This window comes from Paucibacter sp. KBW04 (assembly GCF_003852425.1).
Classification (GTDB): Bacteria; Pseudomonadota; Gammaproteobacteria; order Burkholderiales; family Burkholderiaceae_C; genus Paucibacter_A.
Window position 1 is genome coordinate 505,321 of the sequence record NZ_QAJN01000001.1, and the last position, 18,310, is coordinate 523,630.

Genomic DNA, 18,310 nt, shown 5'->3' on the forward strand with positions numbered 1-18,310 from the left:
ACGCGCTGAATGACAAAAGACCCCGCGGGGTCTTTTGTTGTTTCTGGCTTCAGCGGATGCGTCAGGCGGCTGCTTCAGGCGGCAGGGTCTTGCTTGAAGAAGTCGGCCAGCAGCTGATACATCACCGGCTCCTCCGCCCGCATGGCCTTGGGTGCGACGAAGAAGGCCTCCACCGCCACCGCGAAAAATTCTTCTGGGCTCTCGGCGCCATAGGGGTCGATCAGGCTGGGCTCACCCGCATCGACACGCTCGCAAAAGCGCTGCCACTGCCCCTCCAGCACGGCTAGCCATTGCTCACGGGCCTGGCTGTTGGCCAAGGGAGGCACGCCATCGGCCCAGCCGTCGCGCATATCGATGACGTGGGCGAACTCGTGGATGACGACGTTGAAGATGGCTTGATCCTGCGCTGCGGCGGGGTCGGGCAAGCCCTCCATGGCTGACCATGTCAGCATCAAGGGCCCGCCTTCCATGGCTTCGCCGGCCAGTTCTTCTTCAAAGGCATGGACCACGCCGTCCTCGTCCATGAATTCCCGCTGAGCCACCACCTCGTCTGCATGCATGACGATGCCGACAAAGCCTTCATACCAACTCAGCCCCAGGCGCAGCACCGGCAGGCAGGCTTGCGCGGCGACGGCCAGCGCCACCTCGTCGCTGACCTCAAAACCGCCGACACCGTGGAACTCTTTGCTGGCGAGAAATAGCGAGCAAAGCCGGCGCAGCTCGGCCAGATCCGCCTCGCTGCGTTCAGCCAGAAAGGGGTAGCGCAGCAGGGTGAGCTGCCATAGCGGCTCGGGGATGGCGTGGCGGCGCAAGGCTTGGGCTTCGCGCCGCTGCGTCCAGGCGCGACTCAGTGCGGTCCACATCGACGCTCAGGCCAGCTGAATTCGACGCAGACCGGCCTGACGCAGGCGCAGCAGGTCGGCGCGTGGGCGTGCAGCTTCCAGATCCCAGTCGGACAAGACCTGTCGGCGCAAGCCCGGCACGCCGAGTTCATGGACGGCGGGCCTGTGGGTATGGCCGTGGATCAAGGTCTTGCAGCCGCTGGCCCGAAGCCAGGCCACACAGGCGGCAGCGTCCAGATCGGCGTACGCCGAGACCTCGGCTTGTTGCGCCTTGCTGCCGTCGCGCATCTGGCGGGCGATGCTGCGGCGTGCATCCAGGGGCTGGGCCAGGAATTGCGCCTGCCAGGCAGGGTTGCGCACCTGCTTGCGGAAGGCTTGATAGGCCTGGTCTGACAGGCACAGTGCATCACCATGGCTGAGCAGCCAGCGCTCGCCAAAGGCGATCAAAACGGTTGGGTCGGCCAGGCCTTGCATACCGGCATCGGCCAGCATTTCGGCGCCGAGCAGAAAGTCGCGGTTGCCGGCCATGAAGAAGAGTTGCAGCCGCTGGCTGGCCGTTTGCAGCAGGCGCAGCACCTGGGCTTCGAAACCGTCAAAGCGACCATCGTCGCCGACCCAGACTTCGAAGATATCGCCCAGCAGGATCACGGCATCGGCCGCGGTCTCCTGCAGATGGGATTCGAGTGCGGCCAAGGTGGCGGGCGTCTCGGGTGAGAGGTGCAGATCGGACAGAAAGTCGATCCGCCGCCAAGCCGCGGGCGCCAGCAGTTCGGGGAACTGTGGCAACTCGGTCAACAGGGGCAGGTCAGTTTCCTGCCCCTCAGGGCGCACCGAAGATTCAGGCGAGTTCAACCGCACGCTCGATGACCACGTCTTCCTTGGGCACATCGTCGTGGAAGCCGGAGCGGCCGGTCTTGACCTTCTCGATCGCGTCCACCACTTCTTTGCCTTCGATCACTTTGCCGAACACGGCATAGCCCCAGCCCGAAGGGGTCTCGGACTTGAAGTTCAGGAAGCCGTTGTTGGTGGTGTTGATGAAGAACTGGCTGGAGGCCGAGTGCGGCGCGTTGGTGCGGGCCATGGCCAGGGTGTAGTGCTCGTTGGTCAGGCCGTTATTGGCTTCGTTCTGGATCTCGCCGGTGGTGGGCTTTTGCTGCATGCCCACGGCAAAACCGCCGCCTTGCACCATGAAACCCTTGATGACGCGATGGAACACCGTGCCGTCATAGTGGCCGCTGCGCACATAGGACAGGAAGTTGGCCACCGACAGGGGGGCTTTCTCGGCGTTCAGCTCGATCACGATCTTGCCGTGGTTGGTGTGCAGTTCGACTTTAGGATTTGCAATGCTCATTTTTTGGACTCCACAATGGCTTTGGTGATGATGATGGGATTGTTCGGGACGTTCTGTTGGCCGGCGACGGTGCCGGTGGGCACGGCGCGGATTTTGTCGACCACGTCCATGCCTTCGATGACCTGGCCGAACACGGCATAGCCGTTACCGTCGCGCGAGTTGGCGGCGTCGAGAAAGGCGTTGTCGACCGTGTTGATGAAGAACTGCGAGGTGGCGGAGTCGGGGATGCCGGTGCGGGCCATGGCCACGCTACCGCGCACATTCAGCAGACCGTTGCGCGACTCCAGCGGAATGGGCGGCTTGGTCGGCTTTTGCGTCATCTTGGGGGTGAAGCCACCGCCCTGGATCATGAAGTTCTCGATCACGCGATGAAAGATCGTGCCGTTGTAATGGCCCGCCTTCACGTACTGGACGAAATTGGCCACCGATTTTGGCGCCTTCTCGGCATTCAATTCGATGCGGATATCGCCCTCGGTGGTGCTGAGCTTGACGACCTGCGCTTGTGCGCTGGCCAGCAGACCCAGGCTTAGGCCGGCGGCCAGGGCCAGTGCACGAAGGGGGGTAAGGCTGAAGTTAGGCATGGATGAATCTTGTCGCTGAACTCGGGGTTTGAATTGAGAGGCGAGGGCGCATTGTCCCTCAGCCCGTACCGGTGCAAGCCCTGGCATGTGTCAGGGCTTGCGTGCGTCCATTTCACGCAGTAGGGACTGGGTGAGCCGCAGCTTGGTGCTGGTCGCAACCGAGGGCGTGGCCTGGGCCTTCAGGGCGCGCTGGTAGGCGCGCTCGGCCTGGCGCAGCAGCAGATCGGCCAGGTTTTCCAGGGCCTGCGCATGGTCGGGCTGCAGGCTGAGGGCCTGATTGAGGGCGAGCTGTGCCAAATCCAATTCGCCTTGGGAGGCATGGATGACGGCCAGATTGTTATAGGGGTCGGCCAGGTCGGGGAAGTCCTGGCTCAGCTGGGTGAAGATCTCGCGCGCCGAATTGAGCTCACCTTGCTCCATGCGCATCACGCCCAACGCGAAGCGCAGCTTCAAATCATTCGGGGTCTTGGCCAGCGACTGCTCCAGCAGGCTCAGGGCCTGGGGGCGTTGGCCGGCCATCCACAGCTTTTGCGCCACTTCCAAATCGCCTGCAAACGCTGGGCTCAGGCCCAGCAAGACGGGGAGGAGCCCGAGGGCCAGCAGCCAAGTCGCAGCTTTGCTCGCCGGCTTGGGCACAAAAAATCCTTGGGGCGCTTGATTGGGCATGGCGTGAGGCGTTTGAGCTAGCTTGCGATCTTGAGGGCGCAGCGCAGGCTTTGAAATTGCAGGGGCGGCAGGCGAAGCGTGGGCTCGCCCCGCCGTAAAGCCCTGTCTGACCGGGGAGGGCCGGGTGGGGCAGGGTCAGTGCGGGCCTGGACTGCTTGGGCCAGCCGGTATACTGAGGGTCATTCTACGGTGCCTCGCAAGGCCTTACATCGTGCGGCGATGGGGCTTGGTGGGGCGGGTAGCCGCTTCGTACAGTGAATCGCATTCGGTGCCCCAAGCCCGACAGACTCATGGCGCTCATTCAGCGCCGACCCTGGCCCAACAAGCTCCATGTCTCTTCGCATCTACAACACGCTGACCCGAGCGGTCCAGCCTCTCATTCCTATCGAACCTGGCCATGTCCGCATGTATGTCTGCGGCATCACGATCTACGATCTTTGCCATGTCGGTCACGCGCGGATGATGGTGGCGTTCGACCTGATCTACCGTTGGCTGCAGGCCTCGGGCTACAAGGTCACCTATGTGCGCAATATCACCGACATCGATGACAAGATCATCCGTCGGGCGCTGGAGCGCAATATCCCCATTCGCCAGCTGACCGATGAAATGGTCGGCGCCATGCATGCCGATCTAGGCGCTTTGGGCGTGCTTCTGCCCACGCATGAGCCGCGTGCCACCGAGTTTGTGCCGCAGATGTTGTCCATGATCGGCAAGCTGGAGGCCAAGGGCCTGGCTTACCGCGCCAGCAATGGCGATGTGAACTATGCCGTGCGCTCGTTCGAGGGCTATGGCAAGTTGTCCGGCAAGTCTTTGGACGATTTGCGCGCCGGTGAACGCGTGGCCGTGGACGACGGCAAGCAAGATCCGCTGGACTTCGTGCTCTGGAAGGCCGCCAAGCCCGAGGAGCCCGAGGACGCCAAATTCCCTTCAGGCTACGGCGCTGGCCGCCCCGGCTGGCATATCGAATGCTCGGCCATGGCCTGCGCCTTGCTGGGCGAGCAGTTTGATCTGCATGGCGGCGGTGCCGATCTGCAGTTCCCTCACCACGAGAACGAAATCGCGCAGAGCGAGGGGGCCAATGGCAAGCCGCCGGCCACCATCTGGGCGCATAACGGTCTGCTGAACGTGGACCATGTGAAGATGTCCAAGTCCTTGGGCAATTTCTTCACCATCCAAGATGTGCTCAAGCGCTATGACGCCGAAACGCTGCGTTATTTCATGCTGCGCACGCACTACCGCAGCCCTTTCAATTTCAGCGACGTCAATCTGGACGATGCGCGCACGGCCCTGCGCCGCCTCTACACCGCGCTCGACGGGCTGAATGTGCCCGAGTTGGCGGTCGGCGCCATCGACTGGGCGCAGCCTCAGGCCGCGGCCTTCCGTGCCGCCATGGACGACGACTTCAACACGCCTGGCGCGATCGCCGTGCTGTTCGACTTGGCCAGCGAGGTCAATCGCAGCAAGACTTTGGCCGACGCAGCCCTGCTCAAGACTTTGGCCGGTGTGCTGGGCTTTTTGCAGCAGACGCCGCGTGACTACCTCCAGGCCGGCAGCGGCGTGGATGAGGCCCATATCGACGCGCAGATCGCCGCCCGTGCGGCCGCCAAGGCGGCCCGGGACTTCGCCGGCGCGGATCGCATCCGGGCCGAATTGCTGGCCGCTGGCATCGTCTTGCAGGACTCGCCTCAGGGCACGACTTGGACGCGGGCTTGACGTGGGCCGCGTGAGTTCCGCCGGGGTTACCCCGGACTATTGGGATGAGGCTTGCCGCCACCTGGCCAAGCGTGATCGGGTGATGAAGAAGCTGATCCCGCAGTTTGGCGAGGCGCGCTTGCAAAGCCGGGCCGATGCCTTCACGACCCTGGCTCGCTCCATCATTGGACAGCAGATCTCGGTCAATTCGGCCCAGGCCTCTTGGGAGAAGTTTGCCACCCTGATGGGTGGTGCGCCGACCAAGGTGCAGCCTTCAGCCCTGCTGGCGCTGCCGGTCGAGGCTTTGCGCGGTGTGGGTCTGTCGGCCCGCAAGGTCGACTACCTGAAAGACTTGGCCCAGCACTTTGAGGATGGTCAGGTGCATGTGCGTCAATGGACGCAGATGGACGATGAAGCCATCATCGACGAGCTGGTTGCGATTCGCGGCATCGGCCGCTGGACGGCCGAGATGTTCCTGATCTTCCATCTGATGCGGCCCAATGTGCTGCCCTTGGATGACCCGCGGCTGCTGAAGGGCATCAGCGAAAACTACTTCTCCGGCGAGCCGGTTTCCCGCGCGGAAGCTAGGGAAGTTGGGGACGCTTGGGCGCCTTTTCGCTCGGTGGCCACATGGTACATTTGGCGTAGCCTCGATCCGGTTCCGGCGGCCTGAGCCGAACTCAGCACGCCCGGCACCCAGGTACGCGGGCCCTTGCCAAGAGCAGGGCCGGCGACCCGTTCATAGACCTCAACACTGAACACCCAGGATGAGCAAAAAACATTTCCTCGACTTCGAACAGCCCATTGCTGAGCTCGAAACCAAGATTGAAGAGCTGCGCTATGTGCAGAGCGAGTCCGCCGTCGACATCTCCGAAGAGATCGACCGCCTCTCCAAGAAAAGCCAGCAGCTGACCAAGGACGTCTACGCAAACGTGGCCCCTTGGCAGGTCTACCAGATTGCCCGCCATCCTCAGCGCCCCCAAACCCTGGACTATTGCGCCGAGGTCTTCACCGAATTCCAAGAGCTGCACGGTGACCGTCATTTCGCCGACGATGCGGCCATCGTCGGCGGTCTGGCCCGCTTCAATGGTCAGGCTTGCATGGTCATCGGCCATCAGCGTGGTGCCGACTCCAAAGAGCGCCAGCTGCGCAACTTTGGCATGCCGCGCCCCGAGGGTTATCGCAAGGCCTTGCGCCTGATGAAGCTGGCCGAAAAGTTCGGCCTGCCCGTCTTCACCATGATTGACACCATGGGCGCCTACCCCGGCATCGGTGCCGAAGAGCGCGGTCAGTCCGAAGCCATCGGCCGCAATATCTTCGAGATGGCCCAGCTGGAAGTGCCCATCATCGCCACCGTGATCGGTGAAGGCGGCTCGGGCGGCGCTCTGGCCATCGGCGTGGCCGATCAGGTCTTGATGCTGCAGTTCTCGGCCTATTCGGTGATCTCGCCCGAAGGCTGTGCCTCGATTCTGTGGAAGTCCTCCGAGCGTGCGCCCGAGGCCGCGACGGCTCTGGGCATCACCGCTCACCGCCTGAAGGCCATGGGCTTGATCGACAAGATCGTCAACGAACCAGTCGGCGGCGCGCATCGCGACAACAAGCAGATGGCCTCCAATCTGAAGCGTGCGCTGGGCGAGGCCTTGCGCCAGGTCAGCGACCTCAAGCCCAAGGAATTGCTGGATCGCCGCTATGAGCGTCTGCAAGCCTATGGCCGCTTCGGCGACACCAAGGCTCGCTGATCCGAAGACGGCCCCGCGTGTGATCGCCGTCGCCTACAGCGGCGGCCGCGATTCCACCGCTTTGCTGCATGCCACCGCGCGTGCGGCCCAAACGCTCAATGCCAGCGGTGCCCAGTTGCAGGTGCTGGCTCTGCATATCCACCACGGGCTCAGCCCCTTGGCCGATGCTTGGCTGGCGCATTGTCAGGCGCAATGCGCGGCCTGGGCTGCCCAGGGCCTGCCAGTGCAGCTGCGCTGCCATCGACTGAGCGAGCGCCCCGTCGCCGCCCAGAGCATCGAGGCCTGGGCGCGCGAGCAACGCTATGCGGCTCTGCGCCGCATGGCGCTCGAAGCCGGTGCCGATCTGGTGCTCCTGGCCCATCACCGACGCGATCAAGCCGAAACCTTTGTGCTGCAAGCCTTGCGTGGCGCGGGCACGGCAGGCCTTGCCGCCATGCCAGCGCGGCAATGGCGAGACGATATCTGCTGGGCCCGGCCTTGGTTGGCGCAATCGCGCGAGCAGGTGGAGGCCTATGTGCAAGCCCATGGCCTGAGCTTTGTTGAGGATGACAGCAATAGCGACCCCCGCTATGCCCGCAATCGCCTGCGTCTGCAGGTCTGGCCGGCACTGAGCGAGGCTTTTCCGCAGGCCGAAGCCAGCCTGGCCCAGGCGGCGGACTGGGCCCAAGAAGCTTTGGATTTGCAGGCCGAAGTGGCTCGGCAGGATTTGGCCGGCCTGGTCGGTGAGGCCGGCTTGGAGATGGCTGGCTTGCAGGCTTTGTCCCCCGCGCGCGCCAGCAATGCCTTGCGGGCTTGGTTGAGTCAAACCCTGGGGCAAGCGGCTCCCGCCAGCTTGGTGCGGCGCTTGCTGCGCGAATGTGCGCCGGAGGTAGCCGGCCTTTGGCCTTGCCCGGGCGGGCAGCTGCGCCTCTACCGGGGCTGTCTGCAACACGGCCCCGCGCCCGAGCTCATGCCTTTCACGCCGCTGCCCCGATGTTTGGATCTGAGCAAGCCAGGCATCGTGGTCTGCGAAGACTGGCGCGGGCAATGGCTTGTTGAAGCGGTCGAATCCGGTGGCGTGGCGCTCGAGCGCCTGCGCCAGGTGCTTCTGGCGGCGCGCAGCGGCGGGGAGCAGTTTCAGCGTGCGCCGCAGAGTGTGCCGCGCCGCTTGAAGAAGGCGTTTCAGGAGGCCGGCGTGCCCGCCACCGATCGCCAGGGGCCCTTGCTCTGGGTCGATTCGGCCCTGCTTTTTGTGCCCGGCCTGGGCCTGGATGCACGCCAATGGGCGGCACCCGGCGAGGCTCAGCTTCGTCTTGAATGGCAGCCACAAGCGCCCGGGCTGTTGCAGCGCAGCAGCTAGAATCAGAGGCTGCGACCGTGGCGCACACCGCCTCCTGGCCTCATGGGTCCAAGGTGCCTTGCCTACCCCCAGGGCCCTCAGCGATTCAATCCTTTTCGCCTCAACACATCTTCGCTTCAAGCGAGACTTCTATGGCCTTGATTGTTCACAAGTACGGCGGCACGTCGATGGGTTCGACCGACCGCATTCGCAACGTCGCCAAGCGCGTTGCCAAATGGGCGCGCGCCGGCCATCAAATGGTGGTCGTGCCTTCCGCCATGAGCGGCGAAACCAATCGCTTGCTGGGTCTGGCCAAAGAGCTGGCGCCCGCCGGCAGCAGCCCCGAACTCAATCGCGAACTGGACATGATCGCCTCCACTGGCGAGCAGGTCTCGGTGGGCCTCTTGGCCATTGCCTTGCAGGCCGAAGGTTTGGATGCCGTCAGCTACACCGGCTGGCAGGTTCCGCTCAATACCGATTCCAGCTACACCAAGGCCCGTATCGAAAGCATCGACGACAGCCGCGTGCGCGCCGATCTGGCGGCTGGCAAAGTGGTGGTGATTGCGGGCTTCCAGGGCGTGGATGATGAGATGAACATCACGACGCTGGGCCGCGGTGGCTCGGACACTTCGGCCGTGGCGATTGCCGCCGCCATGAAGGCCGATGAATGCCTGATTTACACCGATGTGGACGGCGTCTACACCACCGACCCACGCATCGTGCCCGAGGCGCGCCGCCTACAGACCATCAGCTTCGAAGAGATGCTGGAGATGGCCTCGCTGGGTTCCAAGATTCTGCAGATCCGCTCCGTCGAATTTGCCGGTAAGTACCGCGTGCCGCTGCGTGTTTTGTCCAGCTTCACACCCTGGGACATCGATATCAACGAGGAAGCCAAGTCTGGCACCCTGATCAGTTTTGAAGAGGACGAAAAAATGGAACAAGCCGTCGTTTCCGGCATTGCCTTCAACCGCGACGAAGCCAAGGTGACCTTGCTGGGCGTGCCCGACAAGCCGGGCATCGCCTTCCAGATCCTGGGCCCGGTGGCCGAAGCCAATATCGACATCGACGTCATCATCCAGAACGTCTCGCAAGACGGCAAGACCGACTTCAGCTTCACCGTCCATCGCAACGATTACGCCCGCACCATGGCGCTGCTGGAAAGCACCGTGGGCCCGGCCACCCAAGCGGCCAAGGTGCAAGGCGACCCGAAGATCTGCAAGGTCTCCATCGTCGGCATCGGCATGCGCTCGCATGTGGGCGTCGCTTCCAAGATGTTCCGCGCCCTGAGCGAGGAGGGCATCAATATCCAGATGATCTCCACCAGCGAAATCAAGACCAGCGTCGTGATCGACGAGAAGTACATGGAGCTGGCTGTGCGAGCACTGCACAAAGCCTTCGAGCTGGAAAAAAATCCTGAGTAATTGCAGAAATTTTCCGAAACTTCCCTTGAGACGGAAAAAACCTGTATAGAATGCAAGGCTGCGCTGGAGTCGTGACCGAGTGGCCGAAGGTGCTCCCCTGCTAAGGGAGTATGTGGGCAAAACCTGCATCGAGAGTTCGAATCTCTCCGACTCCGCCAACAATGGCAAACCCCTGATCTGCAAGAGAAATCTTGTGCATCAGGGGTTTTTGCTTTGTGCGCAGCGGCAGTGTGCCCGGCCTTGTTTGCGCCGCATTCTTTGAATGCAAAAGCCACCTGAGCCGACAGGCTCGCCCGGGAGGGCGTGGTCTGATTCTTTGCAGACCGGAACCTAACTTTTTGACTTGACGCATGTGATGGGTTTGGGCGTCTGAGTGCAGAACTAGCGCCTTTGAAGCTGGCTTATTCAGTCATTTGGGCGCAGGCCGCACTCTTGATACTTGCGGCCGACGCTGCTGAGCAGTACAGGCGGTCCAATTCATCAAGTCGGGTCTTGTGCGTGCTCGCGGCAATGCAAAGCATTAGCCAGGAGTGCGACCGTGAACTTTCTCAACAACCTCAAGACCTCAAGCAAGCTGCTTGCGAGCTTTCTGCTGATGGCGGCTTTGGCCAGCTTGGTGGGGGCGGTCGGGCTGATCAACCTGCACAAGGTGAACCAGACCCTGGAGAACATCAATGATCGCGCGGTGCCGGCACTCTCCAATATCAAGGAGGCCAACTCCGAGTTGATCAAGGCCGGGCGTGCCATGCGCAATGCGATCATTTACAACACGGCCGCCGAGGGCGTCGACAAGCATATCCAGGACATGGAGTCGCGCATGAAGGGCATGGACCGCTTCTATGCCCTGACCCTCAAGGACCTCGACCGTGGCAATCCCAAGTCCAGCGCGGCGATCGCCTCGATTGAAAGTGATCTGCCCAAGCTGCGTCAGGGTCAGGCCGAGGTGGCGGCTCTGGCCAAGGCGGGCAAGATCGACGAGGCCAAGATCAAGCGCGGCGAGGTGCGTGAGTTTGAGAACAAGGTCGACGATGCTTTGTCGGCCATCGATGCGGTCTGCGCCGAGTCCATGCGCGACATGGGCCAGCAGTCGGCCTCGGACTATGCGGCGGCGCGCTGGATGATTGCCGCCACGATTGGCTTGGCCGTTGTGTTGGCCGCGCTGGTGGGCGTCTTGCTGGCTCGCATGCTGGGCGGGGCCATGACGCGTGCCGCCGAAATCGCCGAGGCGGTGGCCGAGGGCGATCTGAGCCGGCGGGTCGAACGGGTCGAGCGCCAAGATGAATCGGGTCAGCTGATGCGTGCGCTGGCCGCCATGTCAGAGAACCTGACCCGCATCGTTTCCGATGTGCGCCAAGGTGCCGAAGGCGTGGCCACGGCCAGTGCCGAGATCGCCACCGGCAACCACGATCTGAGTCGCCGTACCGAGGAGCAGGCCAGCGCCTTGGAAGAAACGGCGGCCGCCATGGAGGAGTTGGGTTCCACCGTCAGGCAGAACTCCGACAACGCCCAGCAGGCCAATCAGCTGGCGATGAATGCCTCGCAGGTGGCCGTCAAGGGCGGTGAGGTGGTCAATCAGGTGGTGGCGACCATGAAGGGCATCAACGACGCCAGCAAGAAGATCCACGACATCATCGGCGTGATCGATGGCATCGCCTTTCAAACGAATATCCTGGCCTTGAACGCGGCCGTCGAAGCGGCGCGCGCTGGCGAGCAAGGCCGCGGTTTTGCCGTGGTGGCCAATGAGGTGCGCAGCCTGGCCGGTCGCAGCGCCGATGCAGCCAAGGAGATCAAGAGCCTGATCTCAGCCAGTGTGGACAGGGTGGAGCAGGGCACGGCCCTGGTCGATCAGGCCGGCAGCACCATGAGCGAGGTGGTCGGCGCCATCCGCCGTGTCACCGACATCATGGGCGAGATCAGCGCTGCCAGCATGGAGCAGAACACCGGCGTCACCCAGGTCGGCGAGGCGGTCACCCAGATGGACCGCAACACCCAGCAGAACGCGGCCCTGGTGGAAGAAAGCGCCGCCGCGGCGGAAAGCCTCAAGCAGCAGGCTGCACAACTGGTCTCAGCTGTGGCCATCTTCAAGCTCTAGGTCGAGCGCTAGGCCCCCGTTCTCGCGCCTCAGCTCGGCCAGCACCGGCCGCCAGCATCGCGCCAGCTCGGTCACCGTCGTCTCGATCTGTGCCTCGGGCGTCGAGGCGAATCCAAGCACCAGTCCAGCCTCCTGGCTGTGGGCGGGCAGGCCGCCCACCTGGCGCAGCCCACCGATCTCCAGGCCCAGTGTCTGCGCCGCTTGAACCAGTCGCCTTTCCCAGTGCGGATTCGGCAGGCGTAAAAGCAGCTGCAAGCCCGCTTCGACGTTGGCTGAGGGGAGGACCAGGGTAGTGCCAAATTCTCGCTCCCAGGCTCGCAAAAAGGCCGCACATCGCGCACTGGCCGTGCGCCGCATGCGTCGCACATGGCGCAGGAAGTGCCCCTCTTCGATGAAATCGGCCAGCACATACTGGTCGACGATGCTGGACTGACGGTCCAGCACCGAGCGCAACTTGGCCAGGGTCGGCACCCAGGCCGTCGGCGCCACCAGATAGCCCAGGCGCAGACCGGGGAACAGGAGTTTGGAGAAGGTGCCCACATAAAGCACCCGCTGCTCCGCCCCGGCCAGGCTGGCCAGCGGGGCCAGGGGCACGCCGGCGTAGCGGTACTCGCCGTCGTAGTCGTCCTCCAGCAAATAGGCTTGGTGGCGTTGTGCCCAGGCCAAGAGGTCCAGCCGACGCTGCGCACTCATCACCACGCCGCTGGGGAATTGGTGGGAGGGGGTGATGTAGGCGAGGCGGCAGTCGCGCAAGGCCTCCAAAGCGCCCAGGCGCATCCCCTCGGCGTCCAGCGGCACGGGCACGACCTTGGCGCCGCTCAAGCCCAGGGCCGCCGCCGCCGACCGGTAGCCCGGTGACTCCATGGCCACGCGTTCGCCGGGCTTGAGCAAGGCCAGGGCGGCCATGGCAATAGCTTGCTGGCTGCCAGCCGTCAGCAAGACCTGCTCGGCCGAGCAGGCCAAGCCGCGCGAGCTGTTCAGATAGGCTGCGATCAGCTCGCGCAGCCGGGGCAGGCCGGCCGGGTCGGCATAGCCGCTGGCCAGCTCTGGGTGGCGTCGCCAAAAGCGCTGCTGCAAGCGCGACCACAAAACATGGGGAAATTTGTCCTGCGCCGGCAAGCCCCAGCGCAGACCGCGCTGGCCGGGCAAGGCCGCAGGCGTTGGCTGAAAGCCGCTTAGCCGAGACCAGAGCTCGCTGCTGGGCTCGGCGGCGGTGCGCTCGATGTTGCGTCGCAGGGCCGGCGCGCGGATTGGGGCCGAGCTCGCAGCGGGCTCCCGCCGCAGTTGCGCGACAAAGCAACCGGCACCCACATGGCCCTCCAGCAAGCCTTCGGCCATCAATTGCTCGTAAGCCCGCAAGACCGTGTTGCGTGAAACGCCCAGGCGCTGCGCCAGCTCCCGGCTGGCCGGCAGGCGCTGAGCGGCGGCGAGCTGGCCCAGCAAGATCTTTTGCTTGAGCTGTGCGTGCAGGGAGTTCGCCAGGCCCAGGCGGCGGTCCAGCCGCAGGCCGTCGGGCTCCAGGCTCAGCGTGGCTCGCTTTGAAATTGGCTCCATGGAAATCCTCGAAATTGGCACTTTCATGGTACCAAGTCAGGCCCTATGCTGGGCGCCACACCGCCTCGGTCCTCATCCTCCTCTTTTTCTTCAAGCTGCCCGCCATGTACCAGCCCGCGCATTTCCGATTGCAAGACGACGCCCAGATTCGGCATCTGATCGCCACTCAGCCTCTGGCGGCCGTGATCGGCCCCGATGCGGCTGGCCAGGCTTTCGTCAGCCATCTGCCACTGACTCTGTTGGAGGAAGAGGGGAAGCCCTTGGTCTTGGAAGGGCATATGGCGCGGGCCAATCCACATTGGGCCTGGCTGGAAGCTCAGGCGGCGAATCAGACCGAGGTGCTGGCGGTGTTCAGCGGCCCCAGTGCCTACATCTCACCGCAGCACTACGAGCATGAGCGCAATGTGCCGACCTGGAACTATGTGGCCGTGCATGCCTATGGCAGGCTGGACTTGGTGGACGAGGCCTCGGCAAAAGACGCCTTGCTCAAGCGCCTGATCGGGCAGCACGAACCCGGCTATGCGGCGCAGTGGCGCGGTTTGCCCGAGGACTATCAGTCCAAGCTGCTGGCGGCCATCGTGGGCTTCAGGCTGCGGCTCACGCGCTTGGAGGCCAAGGCCAAGCTGAGTCAAAACCGCTCGGCCTTGGAGCGCCAGCGCATCCAGGCCGGCCTGAGCCAGGGCTCGGCCGCCGAGCAGGCCGTGGCGCAGTGGATGCAGCGCCTGGGCTTGTGAACCCCCAATTCAACAGGAGGAATGATTGATGACCAAGGTCCAAGACCTGCTGCAACCCTTGCAGCTTGCCCCCGTCACCCTGCATGGCCGCCATGTGCGCCTGGAGCCCTTGAGCCTGGCCCATGTGGACGGTCTGACTGCCGTAGGCACCGCGCCAGAGTTGTGGGCCTGGGTGCCCACCCAGGTGCGCAATCGCGAGGAGATGCAGGCCTATGTGGAGGCGGCCTTGGCCGATCAGGCGCGTGGCCTGGCCCTGCCTTTTGCCATCATCGATGCGCGCAGCGGCATGGTGATTGGCAGCACCCGCTTCGGCAGCATCTCGGCCAAGGACAGACGGGTGGAAATCGGCTGGACCTGGTACGCGCCCAGCCACCAGCGCAGCGGCGCCAATACCGAGGCCAAGACCTTGCTGCTGACCCACGCTTTTGAAACGCTGGGGGCCTTGCGGGTGGAGTTCAAGACCGATGTGCTGAACGCCAAGAGCCGTGCCGCCATCGCGCGCCTGGGCGCGCAGCAGGAGGGCATCTTCCGCCGCCATGTGATCTGCTCGACCGGGCGGGTGCGTGACACCGTCTATTTTTCCATCATCGACAGTGAGTGGCCGGCGGTGAAGGATCGACTGGCTAGCATGCTGCGCTAACTTCCATCCCACCGCGACTGACCTGCCGCGTAACGGGAGGGTCTTGTTGTAACGAAGCTTGGAAGGCGTGGCCAATGGTTTGCGCTTTCTCATTGGTGCCTGCGGCGCCGAGGTGTGTCGACGCTTTCCCTCGTTCCTTTCGCAATTCAATTCGTGGCCGGCAGCACGCCAGCCGACCTAAGTGCAACCGTTGATTTGAGCAGGGTGAGGTCCGTTGACCGCTTTCGGCAGTCCCGTTCGTTTGGGCGCCAAAATTTGATGGCAGCAATGTGCCAAAAGCTGTCGTCGGCCCTACCGAAACGAGTTGCCGGGAAGCTGACACTCAACGTTGGAATTCAACCGACCAGGGTCGGCTGCAATGACAGGTTAGCCGTCATCGCCGCGCCGTCTCTGACTGCCACGCGTCGGCGAAGGAATTGGCAGCAGCCTCAAAGCCACCAGCCTCGGACTCCAGGCTCTTGAAGAACGGATCATCAAGCGCATCAAAAGGGTCCTGCGCTCCGACGCTAGCCTCTGCGTGTGCATCAAGCAGACTTTGACGAACTGCTCTTTCCCTGGGGAACGGCGAGTCAAACCAGGCAATGGACTTGGCAATCAGTTTCGCCGTTTCTGGCATGCCAAGCTTCTGGAAGGCGTCGAGCGCTTCGGGGGCTAGCACTCCAGTTGAGTTTCCATAGAACTGATGGAAGCCACCGTTGCAAATCTCGGATTGACACCAGTGAGCAGCGAATAGCACTCGTGAGACTTCGGGGGCCGCCTCATAGTCAGCCAAAAACTGCTCGCCACCGCCGTAAATCGAGATGGTGTCCCACACGGGGCGAACAAGGTTCCAGTAGTCCATCGCCTGATCCTGCTTGACGGCTAACGAGGCTTTCCAAAAACCCAAAATTCGCAGCCACGCCCACCTCTCGGTGCGCGTGAACACTCGCGACATTGAATCTCTAGGTTCATCGGTGAATTTTGGTTTGTGTGCCGCAGGTTCGGCACCTGAGTGATTGTGCCGCCTGTTACCTGCCTTACTGAACCCCGGTTTGCCCGAAGCCCGTTCTCTGCAACTTCTCGATGTTGTGCACCATGCAGTACAGGCTCCACTGCGTCCTGACTTTGGCTTGCCCGCGCAGGTTCAGTCGGTTCATCCGCTTGTTGTGCCGCAGGTTCGCAAACACCGGCTCCACGGTGCCGATGCGCTGGCTGTACAACTGCCGGCCTCGGGGTGAGTCGATGGCCTGGCGCATGCGTTCGCTGGGGTGGCAGAGGTCCACGGGCCTGGGGAAGAAGCGGGCAACTTGCCGGCCTCGCTCGTCTTGGGTGCTGTCTTTGCCGCCCTCTTTGGATCGTCTCCGCTTCAGGCATTGCCCGCTTAGCGGACAAGCAGCGCAGTCGCTGGCCTGAGCGATGTAGGTCTGGTACGGGTGCCCGCTGGCAGAGACATGCACGCGGCCTTTGCGGCTCAATACTTGGCCTGCTGGGCAGGTGGCGGTGTTGTCTTCATCATTGAAGCTGAAGTCCTTGGGTCTGAAGAACTTGATCTCTGGCGGCTCGCCGCTGGCCTTCTTCTCCGACAGGGGGTCAGGTTTTGCCTTGTGTTTGTCTCGGCCATCAAAGCGCTCATCGCGTTTGCGCATCTGGCCGTCGGCGATCAAGGCGGGGGTGTTGTTGTCATGCAGCTGCTGCACATTGGCATCGCTGTGGTAGCCAGCATCGGCGGTGACGAGCGTGTCGCTGTCGCTCCAGGGCTTGGCTTGTTCGATCATGGGTGTAAGCATGGCTTGCTCGGAGCCCGAGCCCACCACATCGGCCGCGATGATGACTTGGTGGGCACTGTCCACCGCCGCTTGTGCCGCATAGCCTTGGATGACGCCTTTGTTGGTGGCCATCTTGGCGCTGTCGGGGTCGGTGATATTGGACTTGAGCTCCTGGCTCTTGTTGTTCAAGCGCTTGGGGCTTTGCGAGACGAAGGCCCGCGTACGCGCTGCCTCTTGGCGCAGCGCATCAATGCGGGCTTGGCGCTTGGCCTCCAGTGCTTCTTGCGCGCCGGCTTTGTCTTGGGCTTGGTGCAGCGCCAGGATTTTGTCGGCCGCCTTGTCCAGCCGCTCGGCTCGGTGGCTCAACTCTTGATGCGTGCCGCTGCGTTCTTTGCTAGCGTTGCTGGGCAACTTGACGCCGTCGATCGCAAACATCTCGCGGCCGATCAGGCCCTGGGCATCGCAGGTCATCAGCACTTGCGCGAACAAAGGCTTGATCTGATCACTCAGCGACACCACGAACTTGGCGATGTGTGCGTGGCTGGGCTGGCTGTCGCCAATGATGGCGATGAACTGGACGTTGCGAGCGCATGCGTTTGCGATGCTGCGGCCGGAGATCAGGCCTTGGCTGTAGGCCAGCAAGACAATCTTGAGCATCACGCGTGGGTCATAGGCGCTGGCCCCAACGGCGTCGTTCTTGAAGCGTGCGTCCAAGGCGCTCAGATCCAATTCGTGATCGACCAGGTAGTTCAACGCAAAGGCAAAACTGCCCGGCACGATCTGCTCCGACAACACCACCGGCAGCATCAGTGCGTGGCAATCACTGGGTTTGTAGCGCGGCATTGTGGCCTCCTCAACGCGTCGGTGTATTTGACGCGTCAGGGGCCTAACAATGAATCGGGTGTCACCCGATTGGGAGGTTTTTTTACAGCTTCAACGTTCGAGCTAGCCGGACCGCGGAGGCAGGACGCCTTGGCCCGAGCTGAGAGAATGTACCGCGTACCTCAGCTCGTGCCAAGGTGGCCTGCCGTAGCGGGTCCGGTTGAGCGAGTTGTTAGGCCTCACTGAGCGAGGGTGAAACCCGGGACGGGCTCGCTCTCAACGTACTTGGGGTGATAGATGTCGACCACTACGGACGCTGGCCGGGTTGCGGGACATGTGAGTTCATAGAAATCCACCGGATACCCAAAGATCCCGCGCAAACCACTGCCGCGCCTTCTGAAACCTGGGGCACTTCCGTCTGCACAGCGCAGGCGAGAGAGATAGGCGTTAGTTCCCTTCAGTCCCTGGACTCTGATGGGATGCTCCCCGCTTCCGAGTGGATGACGCGCAAGTTCCTCAGCATCAACTTTCGGAGGCTGCCAGTCCGGATAGAACCTCTGCATACGTTTGACAGGATCAAAGTCAGGCGAATCCGGGTCCATGGATTGCGCTGACGCTGATGAGACAGCGATGGCAGTGATCCAGTGAACGAGTACTCGCAGAGGGCGCATTTGGTGAGGCCTAACAGTCAGCGTTTATCTGCCGCCGCACAGCCGTGACGAAGCAGCCCAATGCGGCCGGCGGCAGGTAAACCGTGTTGAACGAAACCGCCACCCCAGCGGTGAATAGACCGGCTCGGGGTAAGCGAAGGGGGTTGGTTCAAATCGGCGTGGGGCATGGCACCCATTATGGGCGTCGGGTCTGCCCCTGCCCTTGGTGCAATCCCCAGACGCCCGCGTTTCTTCATTTCAACTGCGACCCCATTTGACTAGTTTGCAGCCCATGTCCAGGGCTCGCCCACTTGCTGCACAGCCCAGCCCCCCACCGCCTCGCTGGCATGGTGTTGCTGGCTCGAGTTCGCCAAGTATTCACGGCGGACCTCTGGCCTGATTGCCAGCAAGACCTGACCCCGGCGCGGGCAGCTGCTTGAGCCCCTTGAGCGTCTGCACGACC

16 protein-coding genes and 1 tRNA gene are annotated in these 18,310 nt (G+C 63.0%); 9 read left to right on the forward strand and 8 right to left on the reverse strand.

Translation table 11 applies throughout. The annotated features are described in order from the left end of the window. Window positions 1–74 precede the first annotated feature (74 nt). The 5 genes from DBR47_RS02280 to DBR47_RS02300 all read right to left on the reverse strand — a co-directional run bounded on the left by DBR47_RS02280 (window position 75) and on the right by DBR47_RS02300 (window position 3,440). Window positions 75–863 (reverse strand): zinc-dependent peptidase, encoded by a 789-nt coding sequence (locus DBR47_RS02280; RefSeq protein ID WP_124446422.1) that lies wholly within the window; start codon window positions 861–863, stop codon window positions 75–77. Between the two features lie 6 nt (window positions 864–869). Further along, entirely contained in the window at window positions 870–1,637 is a 768-nt protein-coding gene (locus DBR47_RS02285) for a UDP-2,3-diacylglucosamine diphosphatase (protein WP_231512084.1), read from the reverse strand. A gap of 43 nt (window positions 1,638–1,680) precedes the next feature. Next, a complete protein-coding gene (locus tag DBR47_RS02290) occupies window positions 1,681–2,187 on the reverse strand; it encodes a peptidylprolyl isomerase (RefSeq protein ID WP_124446989.1) in 507 nt (168 codons plus the stop codon). Between the two features lie 2 nt (window positions 2,188–2,189). Then, window positions 2,190–2,774 carry a peptidylprolyl isomerase gene (locus DBR47_RS02295; protein WP_124446426.1) on the reverse strand — a complete coding sequence of 195 codons (585 nt, stop codon included), beginning with the start codon at window positions 2,772–2,774 and terminating at the stop codon, window positions 2,190–2,192. A gap of 90 nt (window positions 2,775–2,864) precedes the next feature. Beyond that, window positions 2,865–3,440 carry a tetratricopeptide repeat protein gene (locus DBR47_RS02300; protein ID WP_124446428.1) on the reverse strand — a complete coding sequence of 192 codons (576 nt, stop codon included), beginning with the start codon at window positions 3,438–3,440 and terminating at the stop codon, window positions 2,865–2,867. 330 nt (window positions 3,441–3,770) lie between these two features. Between DBR47_RS02300 and cysS the strand changes: the two genes are divergently transcribed. From cysS to DBR47_RS25320, 7 genes are all read left to right on the forward strand, one after another. Next, window positions 3,771–5,153 (forward strand): cysteine--tRNA ligase, encoded by a 1,383-nt coding sequence (gene cysS / locus DBR47_RS02305; RefSeq protein WP_124446430.1) that lies wholly within the window; start codon window positions 3,771–3,773, stop codon window positions 5,151–5,153. 82 nt (window positions 5,154–5,235) lie between these two features. Then, window positions 5,236–5,805 carry a DNA-3-methyladenine glycosylase gene (locus tag DBR47_RS02310; protein WP_124446432.1) on the forward strand — a complete coding sequence of 190 codons (570 nt, stop codon included), beginning with the start codon at window positions 5,236–5,238 and terminating at the stop codon, window positions 5,803–5,805. Between the two features lie 94 nt (window positions 5,806–5,899). Beyond that, window positions 5,900–6,871, forward strand: a complete 972-nt coding sequence (locus DBR47_RS02315; RefSeq protein ID WP_124446434.1) for an acetyl-CoA carboxylase carboxyltransferase subunit alpha — start codon at window positions 5,900–5,902, stop codon at window positions 6,869–6,871. Window positions 6,872–6,890: 19 nt separating this feature from the next. Further along, window positions 6,891–8,210 carry a tRNA lysidine(34) synthetase TilS gene (gene tilS, locus DBR47_RS02320; RefSeq protein WP_231512086.1) on the forward strand — a complete coding sequence of 440 codons (1,320 nt, stop codon included), beginning with the start codon at window positions 6,891–6,893 and terminating at the stop codon, window positions 8,208–8,210. A gap of 131 nt (window positions 8,211–8,341) precedes the next feature. Further along, window positions 8,342–9,610, forward strand: a complete 1,269-nt coding sequence (locus tag DBR47_RS02325; protein ID WP_124446439.1) for an aspartate kinase — start codon at window positions 8,342–8,344, stop codon at window positions 9,608–9,610. A gap of 65 nt (window positions 9,611–9,675) precedes the next feature. Further along, window positions 9,676–9,768: transfer RNA gene (locus DBR47_RS02330), tRNA-Ser, on the forward strand. A 380-nt stretch (window positions 9,769–10,148) separates the two neighbouring features. After that, window positions 10,149–11,702, forward strand: a complete 1,554-nt coding sequence (locus DBR47_RS25320; protein WP_197046819.1) for a methyl-accepting chemotaxis protein — start codon at window positions 10,149–10,151, stop codon at window positions 11,700–11,702. On the opposite strand, the gene DBR47_RS02340 is transcribed toward DBR47_RS25320, so the two are convergent. Beyond that, the gene (locus tag DBR47_RS02340; protein ID WP_124446441.1) at window positions 11,676–13,256 is read right to left on the reverse strand and encodes a PLP-dependent aminotransferase family protein; all 1,581 of its coding nucleotides are present in this window, start codon (window positions 13,254–13,256) and stop codon (window positions 11,676–11,678) included. The two genes, DBR47_RS25320 and DBR47_RS02340, sit on opposite strands and share 27 nt — an antisense overlap. Before the next feature lie 14 nt (window positions 13,257–13,270). On the opposite strand from DBR47_RS02340, the gene DBR47_RS02345 reads away from it, so the two are divergent. Together DBR47_RS02345 and DBR47_RS02350 are read left to right on the forward strand one after the other, a co-directional pair. Further along, window positions 13,271–13,990, forward strand: a complete 720-nt coding sequence (locus tag DBR47_RS02345) for an FMN-binding negative transcriptional regulator (RefSeq protein ID WP_231512087.1) — start codon at window positions 13,271–13,273, stop codon at window positions 13,988–13,990. A gap of 28 nt (window positions 13,991–14,018) precedes the next feature. Beyond that, a complete protein-coding gene (locus DBR47_RS02350; RefSeq protein ID WP_124446445.1) occupies window positions 14,019–14,630 on the forward strand; it encodes a GNAT family N-acetyltransferase in 612 nt (203 codons plus the stop codon). 373 nt (window positions 14,631–15,003) lie between these two features. Here the strand turns inward: DBR47_RS02350 and DBR47_RS02355 are convergent, their stop codons facing one another. After that, window positions 15,004–15,564, reverse strand: a complete 561-nt coding sequence (locus tag DBR47_RS02355; protein WP_124446447.1) for a DUF4375 domain-containing protein — start codon at window positions 15,562–15,564, stop codon at window positions 15,004–15,006. An 82-nt stretch (window positions 15,565–15,646) separates the two neighbouring features. Continuing rightward, the gene (locus DBR47_RS02360; RefSeq protein ID WP_124446449.1) at window positions 15,647–17,218 is read right to left on the reverse strand and encodes a transposase; all 1,572 of its coding nucleotides are present in this window, start codon (window positions 17,216–17,218) and stop codon (window positions 15,647–15,649) included. Window positions 17,219–18,310: the final 1,092 nt, after the last annotated feature.

What these genes read in the sequence shown, in the direction of transcription:
- DBR47_RS02280 (WP_124446422.1), bottom strand. Translation starts at nt 863, where the DNA reads ATGTGGACCGCACTGAGTCGCGCCTGGACGCAGCGGCGCGAAGCCCAA.
- DBR47_RS02295 (WP_124446426.1), bottom strand. Translation starts at nt 2,774, where the DNA reads ATGCCTAACTTCAGCCTTACCCCCCTTCGTGCACTGGCCCTGGCCGCC.
- DBR47_RS02300 (WP_124446428.1), bottom strand. Translation starts at nt 3,440, where the DNA reads ATGCCCAATCAAGCGCCCCAAGGATTTTTTGTGCCCAAGCCGGCGAGC.
- cysS (WP_124446430.1), top strand. Translation starts at nt 3,771, where the DNA reads ATGTCTCTTCGCATCTACAACACGCTGACCCGAGCGGTCCAGCCTCTC.
- DBR47_RS02310 (WP_124446432.1), top strand. Translation starts at nt 5,236, where the DNA reads ATGAAGAAGCTGATCCCGCAGTTTGGCGAGGCGCGCTTGCAAAGCCGG.
- DBR47_RS02315 (WP_124446434.1), top strand. Translation starts at nt 5,900, where the DNA reads ATGAGCAAAAAACATTTCCTCGACTTCGAACAGCCCATTGCTGAGCTC.
- DBR47_RS02325 (WP_124446439.1), top strand. Translation starts at nt 8,342, where the DNA reads ATGGCCTTGATTGTTCACAAGTACGGCGGCACGTCGATGGGTTCGACC.
- DBR47_RS02340 (WP_124446441.1), bottom strand. Translation starts at nt 13,256, where the DNA reads ATGGAGCCAATTTCAAAGCGAGCCACGCTGAGCCTGGAGCCCGACGGC.
- DBR47_RS02350 (WP_124446445.1), top strand. Translation starts at nt 14,019, where the DNA reads ATGACCAAGGTCCAAGACCTGCTGCAACCCTTGCAGCTTGCCCCCGTC.
- DBR47_RS02355 (WP_124446447.1), bottom strand. Translation starts at nt 15,564, where the DNA reads ATGTCGCGAGTGTTCACGCGCACCGAGAGGTGGGCGTGGCTGCGAATT.
- DBR47_RS02360 (WP_124446449.1), bottom strand. Translation starts at nt 17,218, where the DNA reads ATGCCGCGCTACAAACCCAGTGATTGCCACGCACTGATGCTGCCGGTG.